Here is a 21,264-nt window from a genome sequence, read left to right as displayed (position 1 = left end):
GCAGTGAAAAAAATGGTCATCCGATGATGATGCAAAACTGCTCCCTCCTCTCGAAGGATCATCAAAGGCGGCAATCGAGAGGACCTCAATTGTGAATATTGTCAGATACTACCGCAAATCATGTAGACTTTCAGATACTTCAAGCGTCCTAGGATGATATGGGCCATACACCCGTGTACGGATTGCAAGAGCTCGTTGATAAAGGTCAGTCGCTTTTTTAAGATTCCGTTGCCATTCATAGAGACGAGCCAACCCAAACAATGTGGTGGCAAGGTCTGTATGGTGCTCAGTCAATGTTTGTTCCTGGATCGCTAACGCTTGGAGAAATAAAGGCTCCGCCTCTCTATGTTTGCCTTGCTCCTGATAAAGAAGCGCTAGGCTGGTAATACCTCTTGCGGTTTCCAGATGGTGAGTACCCAGGTTCTGTTCCCAGTTCGCAATGACTCGCTTTATCAGTAGTTCCGCTTCTCTATACTTTCCCTGTTCCCGGTAGAGCTCTGCCAATTCATAAAGTGTTTCAATCGTATCAAGGTGTTCTTCCCCCAGGTGCTTTTTGCGTATCGTGAGTCCCTGGAGAAATAAAGATTCCGCCTTAGCATGCTCTCCCTGTTCCCGGTAAAGAATTGCTAGGCTCGTGATACCACGTGCTGTATCGGGGTGATCCACTCCTAAATGGTGTTCCCAGATAGCGATGGCTCGCTTTATCAATGGCTCAGCTTCTTTATACTTTCCCTGGCAACGATAGAGTTCTGTTACATTATTCAGTCCCATAGCCGTAGTAGGATGATCCGCTCCTAGGTGGTGCTCCCAAATAGAAATCGCTCGTTTTATTAGTGGTTCTGCTTTCTCATACTTTCCTTGTAACAGATAAAGGTTCGCCAGATTATTCAGCAGTTTGGCAGTATGAGGATGATTAGCTCCCAAGAGTTGTTCCCGAATGGTCAATGCTCGCTGATACAATGGTTCGGCCAGTCCATACTTCCCCTGGTTCCAATAGAGAATCGCCAAGTTATTTAGGCTTCTTGCTGCGTCAGCGTGATTGATTCCTAAGTACCTCTCACAAATTGAGATTGCTTGCTTGTAGAGTGGTTCTGCCCTCTCATATTTCCCCTGCTGAGTATAAAGAACAGCTAGATTGTTTAAATTGCTCACTATATCAGAGTAGTGTGGTTCGAACTGCTGCTCGCGAATCGCGAGTGCGCGTTGATACAGCGTTTCGGCAAGGATATACGAGGCGTGGTCACGAAGAAAGGTTCCTGCCCTATCAAGCAAATCTGCCGCCTCCGGAAATGATAAGTTATACTTTTGGATAAGTTGGTCGCAGGCCTGTACTTGCTCTAAATAACGCAGACATTGCGGCCAGGTATCAACATTGTCTTTTGGATCTTTTGGAAAAAGTGTGTTGACGGCACAGACCACTCGTTCGGCCCATTTGTGTTGCTCACCTATATTCATCCGATCCAGCTGTACCGCTTGCACGAGCCGATGCAGACTCAGTAAATGTTCTTGCGTCAATCGTTTGATCAGCGAAAATGCTAGTAATGCTTCGAGAAGCTCATTGAAAGTAAACTGATCGGCCACCGCCTGTTGGAGTATAGGGGGCCAGTGTTCCGCTGCCTTAGTAAACAACTCTTCAGGAATATGATCGGGGGAAAGATACGCACATAGTTGCAAGAGCTTAGTTGCCGCCGGATAGGCCTGCTCAATCTTCTGAAACGAGAGTTCCCAGGTGGTGACCACCGAGTCGGGATAGTGCGTAGCCTGCCTTCCTCGGCGTGCTAGTAGCTTGGCATGATGCTGCTCATAGAGCTGAAGGTACTCCCCAAAGCCACATCCGGTTTCTTCGATATAGGCTCCTGCTTGGTCTAGAGCCAGAGGGAAGCCATCGAGGGCGATCACAATATTGCTGGCCTCATTTTGCTCCTCGTCGCTTGCATCCAGGTGTTGAGCACGATGCAGCAAGAACTGCGTGCCTTCCATCAATCCCATCATTTCCACTTCAAGCGGTACGGCAAATGAACCAACAGCATGTGCACGGGTGGTGAGGAGCACACTCCCATAACCCTGTTGGGGAACGTAAGGCTGGATTACAGACAGATCATCAGCATTATCAAAAACCAGCAACCAGCGTGTTCGATAGCCCTCCAGCCAGCGCTTAATTGCCATAGCGAGCTTGTGTTGATCAGTTTCATCTTGCTCAGAAAATGTGGGGAGCAGTCGCACCAGCCCCACGAAACTGGTCATCACGGCCTCTTCACTAGATGCGTTGATCCAGAGTATATGGGTGTAGCGATTCTGTTTGCGGGCACGGTAGGCATATTCCACCGCAATCTGGGTCTTCCCAATGCCACCTAGGCCCTTGATGGCCTGCGGCTGGGTCAACTCGACCTGACACATCATGCTGCCAGGTTCCTCAGGTCTTTCTGCTGAGAGGCGTTGATCAAGGTGATCCAAGAGATCCTCACGCCCGGTAAAATGCGGATTACGCGTATAGGGCACATTCCATACACCGTTCCCCTCTTCAGGTGAAGAACACGTCTGCTTCACGTCTGATACATCTTGATCAGCGGACGGTAGCGCCGATGGGTTGTCCACGGCGACCAATCCGAGTTCTTCTGCGCTTTTGCCAAAGAGGGCACACAGTTTGATGCGAAAGTACGCGCTGGGTTGTTGGTTTCCCCGTTCCCACCGTTTCACCGTACCAACGGTAGTTCCCAGTTCATCAGCAAGATCTTTTTGACGCCAGTTGTGCAGAATACGTTCTTGTCGTATCCGATTCACCGTATCCGTAGAATGAGATACGTCCATATCTCTACTCCCATGTTTTATTTAATGATTCTGAAGCAAATTATTCTTTAAAGAGATTATACAATATAAAAAAATGCGAAGTGCCTTAGCTGTTGTATAAACGCTACCTAGACGCTACCTAGTGCATTCTCAAGAGACCATGTCCTGGATAGATAAATGAGCTTCATACGAACAACGATAATAGGCACAAATCCGCTCGGCCAACTGCGAGGCTGTGAGGAGCCCATTGGGTTCAACGACAGCACGCTTGCCATGCACCCACTTGGGTTCAATGGGATTGAGCCATGGACTCTGTTTGGGCAGAAACAACGGAAGAATGCGCACGCCCTTGCCTGTCAACTTGACCTGCTGATTGTGATCCCGAATCCAGGCGCGCACGATCTTACTGGAATGCCAGGAAGCATTATCCCAGATGAGCAGCCAGGCCGTTTTCCCCTGACGCTCCAGTTCGGTGCAGCACCACGCCAGAAACTGCGTCGTGATGTCACTCACAGGACGCCCATCTACAAAGCGCAGCGACATCTGATCCCGCATGGGAGCATCTGCTGGCCCTCGTTGCCACAGAACCCCATAACATGCCAGCGCTTTCGCATCCGGATCGGCCTTCTGCCAACTCTGTTCTCTCAAATGAACGGGAGCATCGGTCGTTTGCCAGGCATGAGCTGAGGGCAACGCAAAGCGACTCCACCACACCTCATCGAGAAAGCCGATGGCCCAGATGGCCGCCTGCTGCGTTTGGGAGGCCCAGATCAAGAGTCGGTCGCGAGCGGTTTTTTTTCCTGGTACAACGGATCGGGGCTGGTGATCCAGTGTTTCGCCCGCTTCCAGTTGATGCCTAGACGCAAGAGCGTTTGGCGCATCGTCTCGATGGAGACGGAGCGGGTCATCCAGCCGAAACGCACACATTGCTTGACGAGCAAGTCGAGTGTCCACAGGCTGGTCTCGAAGCCGAAATCGCGAGGCGGGCGATGCAACACCGCTTTGAACATCTCGGTGGTTACGTCTTCGCGCAGAACGGTCAGCAGGTGATGGGGACGGCTCGATCCAGCTTGTAGCGCTTCTCGTCCCTGTTGGTTGAAGGCGTGGATGGCATGGCGAACGGTTTGTTCGTCGCAGGAGAGCGCTTTCGCGATGCTGGGGGGCGTTTCCCCACGAGCCGAGGCGAGCAAGATCTGGCTGCGACGAAGCACAAACGCGTCGGCTGAACGTAATCCGGCAGTCAATGCCGTTCGTTCGTTTTCGGAAAGGTCTCGAACAAAAATGCGTGGTCTCATGAGATTGAGTATACCACATCCCGGATCACCTCTCTTGAGAATGCACTAGACGCTACCTAATGACCTTCCCGAGAAGGAGGAAAACTGGGTACTATCAAGACAAGGTGATCGCGTCAATCCCAAGTTGCTGCGGGAGAATATAGGATCATTGCATGATTATGTAGAGGGTAATGATCGGGTTACTTGCAGTAATGGGCTTCCTTCCGGAGTTGAGGCAAGTTCGGCCCCTCGGCAAAGTTCCTAGGCAATTTAAAGGCTTCGGGCGGAGCTCGGATATTTGTTCAATTCCTAATCACTATACTCACCCCATTGAGGAAGAAAGAAAAGGAGTTCATGAATGATGGCACTTTGCTGCCAATACAAGGGTCACGTGAGCTACACAAACCTGCCTATTCGGGTGTAACACACGCCTAAAGGGTACAGCGAGTTAGCGTGCTGAATTTACAATGGGTATCACATCCCGCATAAAAGCATCGTCGCATTTTTTGTATTGAATGTATCTGCGAAGGTACAGCAATTTGTTAAAGGAGAACATTAGCAATGAAACGTTTTATCTCGCTTATGATAAGTATAGCTCTGCTTGTTTCCATGTTTTCATATATAGGTGTTGGAACAGCTTCTGCGCATACAATTACACCTTCCATTGACATGGCCAATTGCTATAATAATCCGCAAGGTTTTACTGGCGTTTATGGTCACGACTATGATGGGAATCAGCAGGAAGTGTGCTTTGCAAATGCTGGCACTTATGAAGGGGGCAATATTCTCTACAATGTCTATGAAATTTACTCGGGGAATAATACAGGCCATATTCTCTGCGATACAATAAGTGGCATACGGGCTTATTACTTCTCAACGCGATTCCAATGGTATTCTGTTTCTGGGTGTTATACAATGGTAGGCATCACCATAAATTAATGAGTGAGGAAACTCAGGTTCGCACTATACATGTACCGTGATAGGTGTCAATAACGAGAAGTGCTTGATCTGTACGGCTGTGTCAGGTATGACTCTTGCCCGGGGAGTCCACCTGGCGCGGTCTTTATCTTGTTAGGCCCGAGATTTCACCTACTCTATTCATCAAAGGCACAAAGAGTTAGCTGAACATAGAGAAGAAGCATACTTTTCAGTAGGCATCAAACGGCCTTGGATGAAGAAAACCGTCGGATGAAATGAGAGGTATACGCACCCACCAGGAAAAGATATCCAAAAAAGTATTAGTATCTTCAGACCCAATAGCTTACTACAATTGTACTTTTTAAACTGAACAATACCCATCCCAAAAGAAAAAAAACGCTTCAAGTACCTTTCGGTGACATGTGGCACTCTGTACTTGTGAAGTACGAAACAGAGCTTTGCATGTATTAGCGCCGACGCACATGTGAGCCAGTGTCGAGCTCAAATGCGCGCTTTTTGAACAAGGAAAGAAATGGTTATTTTCTGCTTCAATGGCTTATCATTTATCTGAGCAGGCTTCTCATCTGGTGTCAAGGTAAGACGCAGCAGCCTTGATAGCAGATGAGAAGTCCGCTACACTCCCTAAGTCATTGAGTCAAAACGCGCCAGGATCGGCTCACATGTGTGTCGGCGCTGGCATTTCATATCTGAATTCCACCCACATTAGAACTCTTGATATGCAGAGATAGACGAAATGCTAAAAACAAAGTGCCACAAATGGCAAGACGAACCTCCAAGATGGCTTTTGAACAGGGATATGAAATGAACTTAATCCAGTCCAATCAGGTTACAGATTTTCTGCTGATACAGCTTCTTCAGGCTCAGAAATATGACTGTTTCTTGAACAAATTATATTTATTTTCCATCTTGATGAGACGGAATCTGAGACGAGAAGCGGTACGCACTCGTTGTTCTTTTGGCTTCGGCTACGTCGCTTTCGGTGTCCTTATCCGGTTTCCAGGTACCTTCGCTGAGCGTTGACATGCGCTCTTTAAAAGCTAGATAGACTTGATCAATCATATCTGGATTGCCGAGTTTGCCCAGTTCGACGACACAACGACGAATGGCACGAGCTGCTCTGACCACCCGTTCACCATCTTTACCAGCTCTATAGGCGAACTTCAATTTCTGGTCCCATCGAGTGTTTAATGCGTACATGGCATAGTCATAGAAAAGCTGTGCCGCTTTCGCAATATGGTGTCTGCGCTGTTCCTCATTCTGTTCAATGGAGAGATCTTCATCAAGAAAGTTTTTACCAAGTGCACTCTCATAGTTCGCCATGATCAGTACTGCATCCAGGTATCTGTCCCGATAGAGCGTGATTGGTTCTTTTACCCAGGGGCCAAATTCCTCGGGAACTTTTCTATGAGTGATTGGAGGAAGTCTCCTGGATACGCATCGATGAGATTCTGGCATGCTTCTACGACCCAGTTAGGAATAGTGCCATTGAGCTTTTCGTCCAGAACTCCCTCTTTACGTGCAATCTTGATCACGTTATACTGTTCTTCGATCTTTTCCAGGTCAATCACTCTACAAGAGGAGTGAAGCCAGTAGAAACCTGGCTCGTTACTGAAGAAATCGACGTCATCAGCGACATGATGGTCATTCTTTTCCAAATCCTTTATTGCACGATCTAAATCCTGACGAAGATACCTCTTGGCTGCGTCGAAGACTTCTCCCAGTTGGTCAGTATTCATATCTCGCCTTTTCCCACGTGCAATCACATAGGTCAACATTTTGTCTCGGTCGACCGAATTTCCCTGCCGCCATGCGATGTAGGCAAGCTGAATAAGACGGATGGCGTTCTCACCTCCACGTAATTTTACTTCCACACTAGTCCCGTCATCGGCCCGTACCCAACAGCGTATCTGTTTCAGTAGTGTCAACGTTACTGGTTTTGGTGTCTCAGAGAGTTCTCTTGATTTTTGTAAGGGGAAAAATTTCTGCGATCCCTCTGACTCCGTTGTTTTTTTCTTCTCTTCCTGTTGTGGTGGGACATCAAAGACTTGTGATTGCATGATCTGCTCGGCTTGCGTAACCGGTGTATTCTCCTCTCCATTGGTCTCCACCTTCTCTTCCGCGTGTTCAGCCTTGGGAGATCCGTTAGGCGGAGACCAGTCAGGATTTGTCATAGGTAGAGGTGTGATCGGAAGATTGGACTGTTGCCAGGGATTTGTTGGATCAAGTTGGAAGAGTGGGGGGCTGCAATCTGTCTTTTTGTTTCCCATCCTTCATGTTCGCTTTTCTGCGGCGTCACCGATCTTTCAAGTTTGTATCGAGGCTCTTGAGGGATCGTACCCTGAGAGGGCCTCATTCGGTTTGTGCTTTCCTCCTTTCCTCGCCATGATAGGAATCTCTCTCCAAGCGCGAGGAGAACCCAAATCCACCCTCCTGTGAGCAAGAAGCTGAGAAGCGGGGACAGGAGTTTGACGAGAATCGCTGCACGTACCAGAGGTGAGAATTGGAAAAGTTGACCAAGGAGTGACAGAGTTGGAATCCATATCCGGACTGTCACCAATATGGCAATGAAGAACCCAACAGTTCCTGCAATAATTAGACGTGTCTGCAAATGCTTTCTGTCTTGATGCATATATCACTCCTTTCAAATAGCTATAGAGACTTATATAAGATAGTAGTGTCATTTTGCTAGATACCTTGAAATACCTCCTTTTTGCTATTGGGCTTTTCTTGGTATTTAGACTATCTTATATCATTTTAAAGTCCACAATTACAATAAAGCGTAAAGGACATCATAGTGTAATAAAGTATACAACATTGCAGTAAATGTAATCGACGATTGAACGAGGAGATAACCTTCACTAGCTTTCCAACCTCTGATCTGAGAGTGTTATACCTCCTTTTAGATCATGCCGGGAAGTTTTTTTCCGACGACGAGGCTTTCTTTCAGGCCGATCAAATTATCCTGCTGGTGCTGGATTGCTGCACGGGAAAGGACACGACTCATATCTTGGAAGGATGCAGCAGCGATCCAGCTTGCTGTATGCAAGACGGTATTTGTCAATCCGAGGAGCTGTGGTTGCGCTCTCGCTGGGTTGCCTCCCTGTGCAAGAACAGCAGCAACACACTGTTGAAAGGTAAAGCGGTCGATAATCGAACCTGGGAGTAGATCTGTGTCACCAGCATCGGACACAAGAACGTAGCGAAGCATTTGCCGAACAATAACCTCTACGTGTTTATCATGCACTACAGCGCCAGTGCTTCTATAGACTTTTTGTATCTCTTGAATCAAATATCGTTGTGTCATGTCTTGTCCAAGAAGGTGTAAGATTTCGTGAGGATTCAACGGGCCTTCGATGAGGGGAGTGCCTATCTCTACCCGTTGCCCTTCCTTCACCGTAATTTTCCGTCTACGCGGAAGTTTGTAGACCCATTCTTCGTGTTCCTCGCTGCATGCAGATGCGAAGTGAATCTGATATTCTCCTGTCTTTATATCTGTCTGGATGGTTTTCACTGTGCCACTTCTCTCTGCCATAGGAGCGGCTTGAGCAGGGACATGAACTTCAAAGAGATCATCCACCCGAGGCAATCCTAACGTAATGTCAGATGCATTGTTGGCAATGCCACCTGAATGAAAGGTTCGCATCGTGAGTTGCGTACCAGGTTCACCGATAGCCTGGCCTGCCAGGACCCCCACGGCTGCACCTTTTCTGATGTGTTTGCCTGTGGCAAGATCGGACCCGTAACAACTTCTACATATTCCATATGGTGCCTGGCAATAGAGAGGAGAACGAACACATACATGCTCGATGCTATTGGCAAGGAGCATATCGACTAGCTTTTCATCAAGGAGCGTGCCAGCCGCAATATTTCCTGCGCGCTCTGCCAGGACTCGTCCAATGATTCTACTACGCATATTTGGTAGGCCAATACGACGACACTCTTCATTCGTGATGAGAAGGCTTTCCATTGTCTGACAATCTTCTTGGGTCACGATAACTTCCATACCGGCTTCCACCAGGCGGCGTGTCAGGTAGCCAGACATTGCCGTATTGAGACTTCTGTCCATAAACCCCTTTCGAGCGCCAGACGCTGCAATAAAAATTTCCCAGACGAGTAATCCAAGCAGGTAGTTCGAGAGGATCGGTATTGGGAGGATCTTACCAGAAGGGCTTGCCATAAGGCCGCGAATGCCGCTGAGCTGGCGTATTTGCTGAAACTTTGCCTTCGTTGCTCCAGATTTCACAATGGTCATCATTGTTCCAAATGGATCAAGGACATCTTTCAGTTTTCCGCTAATCTCTTCCGTAATCTGGGTCCAGATTTCGATGACGTGATGATACCATTCATCATAGGTGACTTCTCCTGCATGATAGCGTGTATCTATCTCTTCTACTTGTTTGCGACCCAGAGCGATCAGGTCTTCTCGTTCTGGGGGGATTTTCATATCGCTCATAGCGAAGCTTATTCCGCTCTTGGTTGCATACTGATAGCCGATCCGTTTCATTTCGTCGAGGAGATGAACGGTTGTCTCTTCCCCGCACATTGAGAGACATTCTGCAACGAGAGCCTTGAGGGCTTCTTTATTGAAGGGATAATTGCGGTAGCCGAATTGCTTAGGAAGAATTTGATTGAATATCAATCGCCCCACAGTTGTCTCAACGCGTCCGCGTGTGGGTTGTTCGGGTTCCATAGGAGGGGGTGTTGTGTATACTGATACATCACCGATGCGTACGATAATGTGCGTATGCAGATCTATATGACCTGCCGCGTGTGCAAGCAGAGCCTCGTTACTATCAGCGAACACTCGTCCAGCCTTTTTATCACTTGGGCGGTTCTCTGTGAGATAGAAGCAACCAAGGACGATCTCCTGGCTTGGAGAGATCGACGGCTCCCCTGATGCGGGATGACGTAAGTTGTGCGTCGAGAGCAGCAGACGGCGGGCTTCCTCCTGTGCTCTTTGAGAAAGCGGAACGTGTACTGCCATCTGGTCTCCATCGAAGTCCGCATTAAATGCTGAGCACACAAGCGGATGAAGTTGAATGGCTTTGCCTTCAATGAGTTTTGGTTGGAAGGCTTGAATACTTAAACGATGCAAGGTCGGTGCGCGGTTCAGGAGCACAACGCGTTCGAAGAACACCTCATCTAACACATCCCAAATCTGTTCATACCGTCGCTCCACCATGCGTTTTGCGGCTCTCGGACTAGGAGCATATTGATGATCAAGTAATTTTCCAATGAGAAATGGTTTAAAGAGTTCGCATGCCATCTCTTTTGGCAAGCCACACTCATGGAGTAGGAGTTGTGGTCCTGCTACAATTACTGAGCGGCCCGAATAATCTACACGTTTGCCTAACAAGTTCCGGCGAAATCTTCCTTGTTTCCCCTGTAATACATCTGTCAAACTCTTCAGTGGCCGTCTGCGAGAATCGGTCGTCTTTTTCTTTTTATGGGCATTATCAAAGAGCGCATGGCATGCTTCTTGGAGCAGACGGCGCTCATTATTCAAAATGATTTCCGGTGCTCCCTGTTCGAGAAAGCGCTTCAAACGATTGTTGCGGTAAAGAATACGATAGTACAGTTCGTTCAAATCAGAAGAGGCAATGCGGCCTCCATCTAAAACAAGAAGCGGCCTGAGTTCCGGTGGAAGGACAGGGATGATAGAGGTGATCATCCAATCAGGATGTTGGCCAGAAGCCAGGAAAGCATCGATATTAAGGACGGTGTATACTCGAGCCGGTGAAGAATTGACCGACCCCCAAGAAGGCGGTAGACTGAGGATATAAACACAACAATATTCTCAGGAGACCGACCATGCTTAGGAGTCAGACAGTGCTAACAATACACGATCTTTACACACAGGGGAAGAATGTACAGGAAATTGCTCAGGAGTTGGAGATCTCACGCACAACGGTACGCAAATACTTGAAACATCCCGAGGCGGTGATCCCGAAACCGCGTCCGGTGCGTCCCTCCAAGCTTGATCCATTTAAAGAACAGATCAAGAAGTGGGTCATGGAAGACCATTGCACCAATTGCGAGGTGATCTTCGAGCGGTTACAGAAGATGGGCTACACCGGCAGGATCAGTATCCTCAAGGAATACGTGCAGCCGCTGCGGGCTGCAGTGGCTGGCCACGCGCCCGTACAACGATACGAAACCAATCCAGGAGAGCAGGTTCAATTCGATTGGGGCGAGTTTGTATACGAGCATGAGGGTCAGATGCGTAAATTTTATGGATTTACGGCTATCCTTGGCTATTCACGCATGCGCTTTGTGACCTTTGTGAAGCGTTGCGACACACCCACGCTCATCCGCTGCTTAATGGAGGCATTTGAGTACTTTGGTGGCTTAACGAAGGTTGCGCTGACGGATCGCATGAAGAGCGTCCTCTTAGAAATGGAGGAGAACAAGCCGCGGTGGAATCCCCGCTTTGCCGATTTCATGGTTTCCATTGGAGTTGGCGCACGCGTCTGCAAGCCGTACACACCACAAACGAAGGGCAAAGTCGAGCGTACAGTCAGCCATGTCAAGAAGAGTTTATGGGTGGGGTCACCTTTACCGATCTGGATGATCTCAATCGCCAGGCGCATGCGTGGTGCGAGCGTATCAACTCCCGTGTGCATCGCACGACCCATGCACGGCCCGTGGATCGCCTTGCCGAAGAGAAGCTGCTGCCCTTGCCCCAAGACTTTGCTTGGGAACGCTTCGCCACCGAAGAGCGCAAAGTCACCTGGGATGGCTACGTCTCCTACGATGGCGTGCTGTATGGGCTGCCAGGGACGCTGCAACTGGCAGGCAAACAGGTCCAGGTACGTGAGCGCAAGGGCTTGCTCACCGTCTGGTCGGCTGGCACTCAGGTGTTTGCTATCGAGAAGCGACCGCGCTCGCAAGAGAGCGTGCCGCACGCGGACCAGTGGAAGACCGTCGCCTCCGTCTCAGCTACCCGCCGTGCGCCCACGCCCTTAGGCCATTTGCAGCCTGCCCCGGACGTCGAAAGCCGTCCCCTCCAGGAGTATGATCAGTATTGTGGAGTCGTGACCATGCAGGAGGTGGTCGCATGAAGAAAGGAGTATACAAACAACTGAACTTAACGCACTTGGAAGCAGCACTGCCACACGTCCTAAATGCGGCCCGGCACGAGCAGTGGACCTATGAGATGTTGCTGGAACGAGCTCTGGCTGCGGAGTTAGATGGACGTGAGCAGAAGGCCATCGCTCGGCGGCTCAAAGCGGCGCGCATTCCTGGAAAAAAGACCTTGGATGGGTTCGATTTCTCCTTTCAGCCGACCCTTTCCGAACGGCGACTGCGGGAACTGGCGGATCTCTCGTTTGTGCGAACCTGTACCAATGTAGTCTTCCTCGGCCCTCCGGGGACAGGCAAAACACACTTGAGCTTGGCGTTGGCGGATCGAGCGCTCGCAGCAGGGCATTCCGTGTTGTTTACGACCCTGGCTGAGCTCGCACAGGCCCTGGAAAGTGCATCGCATCCTGGCCTCATGCGGCAGCGTCTGCGGCGCTATATCGCGCCCAGTCTGCTGGTCATCGACGAAGTCGGCTACACCAAGCTGTCACAGGAGCAGGCGCACCACTTCTTTGAGTTGGTGACGGCACGCTATGAGCATGGCTCGATCATCCTGACCTCCAACACGAGCTTTGCTCAATGGGGCGCTCTCCTGGGGGATGAAGTGCTTGCCACAGCACTGCTCGACAGGCTGCTTCACCATGCTGAGGTTATCCCCATTAATGGGCGCAGTTATCGCATGAAGGAGCGTCAGACCGAGCGTACGAGCCTCTCAGCCTCACCGGAAGTGGCTCTCAGCGCCACCGGCGGCAAATCTACCGGCGTTCGGTAAGCGGCGTTTGTGCGCCGGCGTTGGGATCACTTGATTCTGGCGCAGTTTGGTCGGCATTTGTTCGCCGGCGCTCATGGAATGTTGTTCTTTGGAGTTCGTTTCACTAGGGCGGCCAATTCTCAATCGGCTCGTGATTACACCGGCCTTGACACTACGGCCGATCGCTTGCTGCGTATGCATCGCGGACGTGGTCCCTCTGGCCTCTCCACGACACGTCCAGGAACACTGCTCAAGCAACAGATTCCCATGCGGACATTTCAGCAGTGGAATGAGATCCAACCTGGTTTTCTGGAAGCAGATCTGGTGGCCCATGGTGGGGCTGACACCAAGGGAAGTTTTCTCTACACGTTCACCCTTACGGACATTGCCACAGGATGGACGGAATGCCTTCCCCTTTTGTCCAAGTGCCAGGAGAGTGTCCTCGACGCGTTGCGACAGGCACGCGAGGTCTTTCCTTTTCCCATCCTGGGGCTCGATACCGATAATGGAGGAGAATTCATTAATGAGGCGGTCCTGAGCTATTGTGAGCAGGAACAGATCTCCTTTACCCGAGGACGCCCAGCGCTCAAGAATGATCAGTGTTATGTTGAGCAGAAAAATGGCACTATCGTACGCCAGGTGGTTGGGTATGATCGGTTTGTTGGAATGCAAGCCTATCAACAGCTGGGTGAGGTCTACCGAGCGCTGCACTTCTATGTCAATTGTTTTCAGCCCTCGATGAAATTACAAGCGAAACAGGTCGATGGAAGAAAGGTCCACCTCGTCTACGATGTGGCCAGGACGCCACTGCAACGTCTGATACGTTCCAAGGTGCTCTCTGACGCAAGCGAGCAGGCGTTGATGCAGATGTTTCGAGTCATAGACCCTATCCTGCTCTTTGCACAGGTGAAAGAGATGCAGCAGGCGCTCTTCGCCTGCACTGGAAGCGCCGCTGTCTCTCCAGCGGCGCTTCCAGTGCAGCGATTTTATGTCGAACGTTGTTTGCCAGCAGCTCTGGCAGCCGATGTCCTTCCCTCAGCATTGATCTTGGAACAGCATGAGCAGGTGCATGAGCTGCCATCACTGCAGACGCTCCTCGACTGGCCGCGAACGTGTCACGATCCATTCAAGGACGTGTGGAAACTAATCGCATCCTGGGTAATTGCCCACCCTGAACGTGCCTGTAGCGAGATGTTTCGGGAATTGCAGTGCCTGTTTCCTGAGCGTTACCAGCCATTCCATCTGCGCACGTTACAGCGAGGTGTGCACAAGATACGAGTTCGTCTGCAAGAGACACGTGGTGAACAATGGCAAGAGGCCATATTCCATGAAGAGGGGTGTCGTCTTTTGGTGCCAGAGAGATCAGATGGAGTGGTTTGCCAACCAGACCTGCCGATTCGATCTACCACGGTTTCTCTTGCGAGAGACATATTACAGGAACACCCACCAGGACAACAGACCTCTTCTCGCTGTCCTATTGTGGATGAGGCGAAGGAGGTACCGAAAATCGCAGTCAGCACCACCGGGTCGCATACGCTTATGCCGGACCAAGAGCACTCTCAGGGAGGTCCACTATCACAAAACGTTGCTCACCGTAGCGCGTCGCGTCAGAGAGGGGCGTCGCTCTCCATTGAGCAAGCCATTCAGGGCTATCTTGAGGCACAACGCAGAGGCAAAAGACGGCCAAAAACGCTGGAATGGCACCAGACGGCCCTGCGTTTGTTCCAACAGTATCTGCTCACCGAGTGCCAGTGTGTTCTCATCCATCAGATTACCGAGGCCGCAGTACAGGGTTGGTTCACGTTTCTTCGTGAGCGACCAACGGCAAAGGAATGCTCCGCGCTGTTGGAACCATCGCATCGTATGCTCGCTCGGCTCGGGCCTTTTGCCAGTGGTTGGTGCGGCAACGGTATCTGAAGCGGACGCCCTTTGTGAATTTGTACGTGCCTCACGAGGACCCTGGGCTTCTTCACCTCGTAGAACTGGAGGAATGGGAACGTTTGTTGTTGGCCTGTCAGCCTAGGAGGGAGAAGGCAACAGGAGCGGATCAGGCTGCAGCGCGTAATCAATCCGTGCTCTGGATCCTTGCTGAGACCGGAATGCGTACTGCTGAAGTTTGCGGGCTGTGTCTTTCGGATGTGGATCGTGAACAAGGCAGGCTCAGGGTACGAGGGAAGGGCTCTACGCGGCGATGGATTCCCTTGGGGCATGAGGGACTCCATTATCTGTACCTGTATCTGGATCACCATCGCCTGAAGGCTGGTCAGGATGTGAAGCGAAGACGAGTGGGAGAGGAGCCTCTGTTTCTTTCTGAGGCAGGGCACCCTCTCACCAGCAATAGCATTGCACTTTTGTTTGGGCGACTCAGGAAACGGGCAGCGATCACGCGAAAAGAGGTTGGTCCTGTCCTGTTACGCGATACGTTTGCGGTGCGCTATCTGCAGGAAGGTGGAGATCTGCTCACGCTGCGGCAACAATTGGGTCAAGAGGAAAGTGCCGCTGTCAAAAGGCACCTGGGTATGAATCATGGTCAAAGAGCACACGAAGTGGAAGAAGCATGAGAAAATAGTTCCTTTCGCCTGGTGTTGATCGCAGGGACTGTTTTTATGATACAGCCATAGTGGTGTTGGTGCAGGAATCGGACATCCCCATGCTTTGTTTGCCTTAATCCAGCTTTCTATGGCATCTTGCTCTTGCTTTACATCTTCGATATATGTTTTTCCATGCGGCTTGCAGCCAGGGAGTTCTGGAACTGTGACAATGTACGCCTGATCCTCTTCGTTCCATTGCATGTTCATTGAGTAACGCAACGGCTCGATTCCCATGAGGTTGCTCTCTTTCTCGCTGATGATTTATCTCTCTGCATCAATGAGTACTTGCTCTAGAATATCTATAACACCAAGCTGGGGTGCGAATTGTCTCAAATACATGGTATCGAGAGCATCTCTCGTGCGCTTGATGACTTCAACAATATCATTCCATTGTCGCGTAGATATTTCTCCTCCCAATTTCCACCAATTGAGTTTTGTGCGAGGGAATGTTAAAGCGATCAAAGGCATCGATGAGAGGGCTAATTGCTTGAATAATCTCTGGTGTATTCATAGGTGAAGCCGAGGATATGTGTGTTTCTTTCTTGTAAAGCAGGATCGTTTTGCGAGACATGCTATTGAGCTGTGACATTTATGGTTGGTGCTTGTACCTTGAGGAGACCCAAAATACCGTTCCATTGATCATCGGCGGTGTTTCCCTGTTTTTGATGGCTTAAGAGATTGAGCAGTGTCATGTCTTCAGGCGAGGCGAGAAAAAGTGGGGCTTTTTCTTCGATGAGTACATGGGGCTGTCGGTGTGCTAAGACCGCTTTGTCAAGCACTGTAGAGGGGAGGAAGACATCAATTTTGATGAGCCGCGAGCGATGCAGCGCGCTGAACGTTGTATGCTGGAGGGGAGCCAGGGTGATTGTGTCTGGATCGAAAATATGATCGTGTATCAGGTGCTCAAAGAGAAAAGCAAGGTGGTCTCCGTTGAAATCGACCAGGAGATCGACATCCTGTACGGATCTGGGCAATCCGTAGATTGAGCTTGCCACAGAGCCCATCATTAGAGTAGGGGCTTTGAGCTGTTCAGCGATCTTGATGATCGGGCGGGCCGCCTCCTGAACGTCAGGTGCCTGGAGGTTCCAGGTCTGTTGCGTTTCAATCGCATTGGCAAAGAGGTGGGCAAGATGACCCCCATATTCGCGAGCAACAAATGCCAGCATACGATTCTGAAGAGAAGATCCATGGGTTGTCTCAAGGTTAGCGTATATCATAGATTGTGTCCAACTGCAGACCGATCTGAACTTTTTGGCAGCGGAAAATGTACGGATGCGAGCAATCTGTATCCGCTCGAATTCTGGAGACGTATCAATAGATTGTGTTCTCATCGTATCTGCTCCACCATCTGTTTCCTTCCCGGGGGATATCGAAAGATGACGAGCGTGTCAAGTGGCCGCATCCATTTTCTAAAATATAGTATAGGTATTGAATGTTATATAATAGCGAGCATTTGAACCATAAATAATCTGTATTCACTTATTAAATTTGTAATATAATAATAAAATGTTCAATCATATTATAATTTTTATTTCAATAAATGATGTTATTAAATTTTTATATATTTTTGTGTTTATTAATCATTAAATTAACAAATAACCCCCCCAAAAAAAATCTCTATTGCTTCATATCGCTCTTTATTCTGGTTTGGAATTGCGGCAAGACTGCATGGGCATCGGCAGCCTTGGCACACTGAAAACCAGTCAATATACTCAAGGACAAAACGGATGTGTAGGTGAAATATGTACTCATCACATGTTGAAGCACGATTGGCACTCTTTGCCTACATAGAAGTGCATCATAATCGGGTTCTTTAGCATTTCGCGATTGGATACGGGATTCTGATCAATTGTGTACTGGTGGGGAAACAATATATGTAATGTTATGTTTGACGTATGAAATTTTCTTTGCTATAATAACTATATCAACTTAACATTATGTCAAAACATTTTCTTTCGTCCTCATCTCAAACCTCTGGAGACTCTACGAAACCGGGTCAAGCTCAACTGGCGGCAGCAGCGCTTACTTTGAGACCCTTATAGTTATTGCGTAGAAATATATCTATATAAAGACGAAAGGAGTTCTTTAAATGAGCGTATCCGAGCAAGGCCTCATCAGACGGCGGCGAAAAATCATTCCCCCTACGTTGCCACGCATTGTACATCGTCAGTCACTGGTGACCGAATTGCAACAAGCACTCGAGGGAACAACATCTACAAGTATGGGATGTAAGCTTGTCTTGTTATGTGCTCCAGCAGGATATGGAAAAACGACTTTACTAGCCGATTTTGCCAGACAGTGCTCACTGACCTGCTGCTGGTATTTTCTTGATCACACGGATACAGACAAAACAACCTTTTTGAGAACACTCTTTGAGAGTATTCGCATGCATTTTTCGGGATTTGGAAATGGCCTTGAACAGGTATTGGAGAACGCCATTGCCGCTGAAACCTCTAATCAGGCTTCTACGGCTCACTACGAAGCAGTCATAGATGCGCTCACATACGCGATGGAAACCGAAGTAACAGGCCGCATAGCGTTAGTGCTCTGCAATTATCACGAAATACAAATCAATCCGTTCATCCATACCCTTGCGAATCGACTCCTGACCACTTTACCAGCTAACTGTGCTCTCATCATTGAGAGTCGCACAATTCCTCGATTTCCCCTTATGACCTTGATGATGCAGCGCCAAGTCTTTGCACTAGGAGTCAGTAAACTGCGTTTCAGCAAACAGGATATTCAGGATCTTGCCCAATTGCAACAGGTTCCTCTTTCCAAGCAGGAGGTACAGTCTCTGACAGACTCATTTGGTGGCTGGATCGCTGGAATCCTACTAGGTACCCGTTTGGGCCAAACACAATTATTAAATTTTTCTCAAAAATCTCATACTACTCAGGAACCGAATGTGCTGGAAATTGATGAGTACCAGCAAAGTTTATTTGAATATGTAGCACAGGAAGTCTTTCAAGCAGAGCCTGAGGTTTATACTTTTTTAAAAGAGGCATCTACACTACAATATATGACTCCATCTTTATGTAATCAATTACTTGACCGTACTGACTCGGCTATTCATTTACACTATTTGGAGCAGCATGGGCTATTTGTGACTTGTCAAGAACATGGGCCTAAGCAGGAAGCTTCGTATGCTATCCATCCCATCATTGGGGCTCTCTTCCACGTAGAGTTACGACGGCACACTCCCGAGCGTTTTCGTGAGCTTCATCGTCGAGCCGCAGCTCTTTTTCTCGATCTACATGAGTATGAGCAGGCTATTTTTCATGCGCAAGAAGCCGGAGATGTTGATCTAGAGGCTGATCTCATCATTACTGTTAGCTCAGAATTATTGTCGTTGGGTCAGCGAGAGACCCTGGTGCAGTGGATTGATACTTTGCCTCCTGAAGTCTGGAATCGCCATCCTCAGATCCTCCTGATCCGAGCTAATTTGTATCTGCTGCTAGGGGAACATCTTCCTGTACCACCATTACTGCATCGGGTGGAGACCATCATCAAAGAGCAACCAACTTTCATTCATCCAGATGATGTTCCAGCATTTCTGGCGGAGCTTGCCAATTTGGAAAGCAAAGTCTTATTCTTGCGTGGAGAATATGAGCAAGCCAGGAGCCTCAGCAAAAAAATTTTTGATTATGTGCCTGTAAATGATGTATCTTTACGGGCAGCAGCACACCTTCGGCTAGCAGTTTGTACCAATTTATTAGGAGATTTGACGACTGGTATTGCTGAGTTTCAGAATGCGCTACAGTTATGGGGGCGCAACACAGCGAATCGGGAAACAGCCAATATTCATAGTGCGCTAATGAGCGCTTATAGTTTGTCCGGGAATTCTACATTAGCTGAATATCATCTCTACCAGGCTAATCGCATTTTGAATCATATTAATGACCCCTGGTGTAAAGTGGAACACTTGATTCGTGTTGGCCTCCACTTGTGGAGAGAAGGGAAGTATGTTGAAGCGGAAAGTGTATCTCAGGAAGCCTTATCCCTGGCTAGAGATCTTCATTTCCTCCGAGGGGAAGGCTTTGCTTTGGTGATGTTAGGAACCATCTATGACGACCAGGATCGACATAGGCAAGCATTGGAAGTCAGCGAAGAGGGACTGGCTATCGCCTTGCAAGTCCAAGAAGCTGATCTGATTCACACTGCTTTGCGAGGTGTTGCCTTTGCATATTTGTTCTCAAAAGATACACAGACGGCTCTAACCTTTGTGGCACGCATGGAGCAACTCCATCCAAAGGGTGAGAATGAAGTGCTTATGGAGTTGACTCGTGGAACTATTTTGCTCTATCAGGGGAAATATGAGAGAGCTTGGAGTTGTTTGAACGCAGTCGAAAAGGTACTTGCGTCGACGAACAATAAGATCAGACATCTGCAAGCACTGTTACGAGTGGCCGCATGTATGAGCTCATTAGACCAGAGAGAGCGAGTTGTACAAGCAATAATGCAGATTACGGAACTGCTGACTCACTATAGTTACGAGCAGTGCACGCACCTCGAATTGCGGCGCCTGCCAGCTCTGATGAAAGAAGTACAATCGCTGGAAGAAGCTGCACCTTTAAGATCCTTGTTGAAGATAAAAGAGCCTGACCAATTGGCAGGAAAATACGCATCGAGAATTGCAGTCGTCTCTCCAACACACCCGGGGCTAGCTGATCTACCCTCGATGAAGATCTATGCCTTGGGAGAACCAGTCGTGTTGCTTAATGAGAAGCCAGTTACTCGTTGGCGCATGGCTCGCTCGATGGAGCTGTTCTTCTTACTCCTTGACAAAAGTAAAACGCCGTTGCGAAAGGAACAGCTTATCACTGCACTCTGGTCGAATGTCGATGAGCAGACAGATCACACCTGGCGCTCTACGCTTTACTATCTACGTAAGGTTGTTGGGGAGTGCTGCATTATCAAGCAAGGGAATAGGTATGAGCTCGAACTCTCCGCGCTCTATGGCGAACAGGTCTGGTATGATGTTGCTATCTTTGCAAATCTCAAGACACAAGCACAGCAAGCAGCAAGTATGGGAAACAATGAGAAGGCATATGCCACGTTTTTGAAGATGATAGAGCTCTATCGTGGGGATTATGTACAATCCTTTTATAACGATTGGTGTACTTTCCGACGTGCTGAATTGCGGCGGGATTATCTGGATGCCAGACATCAGTTGGCAGTATTGGCCTGGGAGCAAGAGTGCTTTGAAGAAGCAGCAACCCACTGGCAGCACATGTTAGTAATTGATAATTGTTTGGAGGAGGCACATTATGGTCTCATGCGCAGTTATCTGCGGCGTAATAAACGCAGCCTGGCATTACGGCAATATCAGCAATGCGTCCATATGCTGCAGAATGAACTAGGGATTGCCCCAGGCAAAGCTATTCAAGGGCTCTATCAGCATATGATTCGGCAGAAGTGACTAATTCTCTTAAAAATTGGGGATTTGAATAAAAAAAAGAAAAAAAGTGCATCCAATCACTAATATATCGCATGGCATTATTTCATATTATATAATCCTCGGAATTTTACTGCAGTTTCCGCTTCGTAATTGGTATATTCTATCAGAGTATGCCTTCAGACGAAAAAACAGGCTTGAAAGGGGCTAAGCGAGTCAGGAACGGACGAATGGAAGCCACTTGGATGAATGCCTCCCTGCTTGCAAGCAATCCCTCATAATTGCGAGCAAGTCAACGCAAGCAGAATGGGCCAGCCAAAGGCTCGTTCGACAAGCCAGTGCTGGACCCGAAGAACTCCCTTCGGTTTACGCATCCCAACGGACTGCCCATTGATGAGCATCCACTCGGTCCGCGCTTTATGCCCTTGCTGGAGAACGATTTCA

Annotated in this window: 13 protein-coding genes and 2 pseudogenes; 7 read left to right on the top strand and 8 right to left on the bottom strand. The window is 48.8% G+C overall.

What is annotated here, in order from left to right; all coding sequences use genetic code 11:
- Window positions 1-108: 108 nt before the first annotated feature.
- The 3 genes from fxsT to EL645_RS28180 form a co-directional block, all read right to left on the bottom strand.
- Window positions 109-2,808, bottom strand: coding sequence for an FxSxx-COOH system tetratricopeptide repeat protein (fxsT, locus tag EL645_RS28190; RefSeq protein WP_126554830.1), 2,700 nt, complete (start codon window positions 2,806-2,808; stop codon window positions 109-111).
- A gap of 129 nt (window positions 2,809-2,937) precedes the next feature.
- On the bottom strand, window positions 2,938-3,561 hold the full coding sequence (locus tag EL645_RS28185) for a transposase (RefSeq protein ID WP_126554828.1): 624 nt from the start codon (window positions 3,559-3,561) through the stop codon (window positions 2,938-2,940).
- On the bottom strand, window positions 3,558-4,082 hold the full coding sequence (locus EL645_RS28180; protein WP_126554826.1) for a helix-turn-helix domain-containing protein: 525 nt from the start codon (window positions 4,080-4,082) through the stop codon (window positions 3,558-3,560). The genes EL645_RS28185 and EL645_RS28180 overlap by 4 nt, the downstream gene beginning before the upstream one ends.
- A gap of 540 nt (window positions 4,083-4,622) precedes the next feature.
- On the opposite strand from EL645_RS28180, the gene EL645_RS28175 reads away from it, so the two are divergent.
- On the top strand, window positions 4,623-5,000 hold the full coding sequence (locus EL645_RS28175; RefSeq protein ID WP_126554824.1) for a beta/gamma crystallin domain-containing protein: 378 nt from the start codon (window positions 4,623-4,625) through the stop codon (window positions 4,998-5,000).
- A gap of 894 nt (window positions 5,001-5,894) precedes the next feature.
- On the opposite strand, the gene EL645_RS28170 is transcribed toward EL645_RS28175, so the two are convergent.
- The 3 genes from EL645_RS28170 to rpoC all read right to left on the bottom strand — a co-directional run bounded on the left by EL645_RS28170 (window position 5,895) and on the right by rpoC (window position 10,698).
- Complete coding sequence (locus EL645_RS28170; RefSeq protein WP_126554822.1) at window positions 5,895-6,320, bottom strand: hypothetical protein; 426 nt, start codon at window positions 6,318-6,320, stop codon at window positions 5,895-5,897.
- A gap of 50 nt (window positions 6,321-6,370) precedes the next feature.
- Entirely contained in the window at window positions 6,371-7,267 is an 897-nt protein-coding gene (locus tag EL645_RS28165; protein ID WP_126554820.1) for a hypothetical protein, read from the bottom strand.
- Window positions 7,268-7,899: 632 nt separating this feature from the next.
- A complete protein-coding gene (gene rpoC, locus EL645_RS28160) occupies window positions 7,900-10,698 on the bottom strand; it encodes a DNA-directed RNA polymerase subunit beta' (RefSeq protein ID WP_281276480.1) in 2,799 nt (932 codons plus the stop codon).
- A gap of 113 nt (window positions 10,699-10,811) precedes the next feature.
- On the opposite strand from rpoC, the pseudogene istA reads away from it, so the two are divergent.
- From istA to EL645_RS45880, 5 genes and pseudogenes are all read left to right on the top strand, one after another.
- Window positions 10,812-11,486, top strand: a pseudogene (gene istA / locus EL645_RS45885) (IS21 family transposase); the annotation flags it as partial.
- 53 nt (window positions 11,487-11,539) lie between these two features.
- Entirely contained in the window at window positions 11,540-12,061 is a 522-nt protein-coding gene (locus tag EL645_RS43240) for a Mu transposase domain-containing protein (protein ID WP_371865830.1), read from the top strand.
- A complete protein-coding gene (gene istB, locus EL645_RS28150; protein WP_126548762.1) occupies window positions 12,058-12,852 on the top strand; it encodes an IS21-like element helper ATPase IstB in 795 nt (264 codons plus the stop codon). The genes EL645_RS43240 and istB overlap by 4 nt, the downstream gene beginning before the upstream one ends.
- A gap of 9 nt (window positions 12,853-12,861) precedes the next feature.
- On the top strand, window positions 12,862-14,748 hold the full coding sequence (locus EL645_RS28145; protein WP_126554814.1) for an integrase catalytic domain-containing protein: 1,887 nt from the start codon (window positions 12,862-12,864) through the stop codon (window positions 14,746-14,748).
- A pseudogene (locus tag EL645_RS45880) lies at window positions 14,664-15,281 on the top strand (tyrosine-type recombinase/integrase); the annotation flags it as partial. The gene EL645_RS28145 and the pseudogene EL645_RS45880, both read left to right, overlap by 85 nt.
- Here the strand turns inward: EL645_RS45880 and EL645_RS43235 are convergent.
- Complete coding sequence (locus EL645_RS43235) at window positions 15,243-15,623, bottom strand: type II toxin-antitoxin system HicB family antitoxin (protein WP_371865829.1); 381 nt, start codon at window positions 15,621-15,623, stop codon at window positions 15,243-15,245. The pseudogene EL645_RS45880 and the gene EL645_RS43235 sit on opposite strands and share 39 nt — an antisense overlap.
- A 371-nt stretch (window positions 15,624-15,994) precedes the next feature.
- Complete coding sequence (locus EL645_RS28130; protein ID WP_126554808.1) at window positions 15,995-16,753, bottom strand: hypothetical protein; 759 nt, start codon at window positions 16,751-16,753, stop codon at window positions 15,995-15,997.
- Window positions 16,754-17,511: 758 nt separating this feature from the next.
- Between EL645_RS28130 and EL645_RS28125 the strand changes: the two genes are divergently transcribed.
- The gene (locus EL645_RS28125) at window positions 17,512-20,844 is read left to right on the top strand and encodes a BTAD domain-containing putative transcriptional regulator (RefSeq protein WP_126554806.1); all 3,333 of its coding nucleotides are present in this window, start codon (window positions 17,512-17,514) and stop codon (window positions 20,842-20,844) included.
- The last annotated feature ends 420 nt before the right edge of the window (window positions 20,845-21,264 follow it).

The organism is Dictyobacter kobayashii, from assembly GCF_003967555.1.
Lineage (GTDB): Bacteria > Chloroflexota > Ktedonobacteria > Ktedonobacterales > Ktedonobacteraceae > Dictyobacter > Dictyobacter kobayashii.
This window is presented reverse-complemented; position numbering and strand designations above follow the sequence as displayed.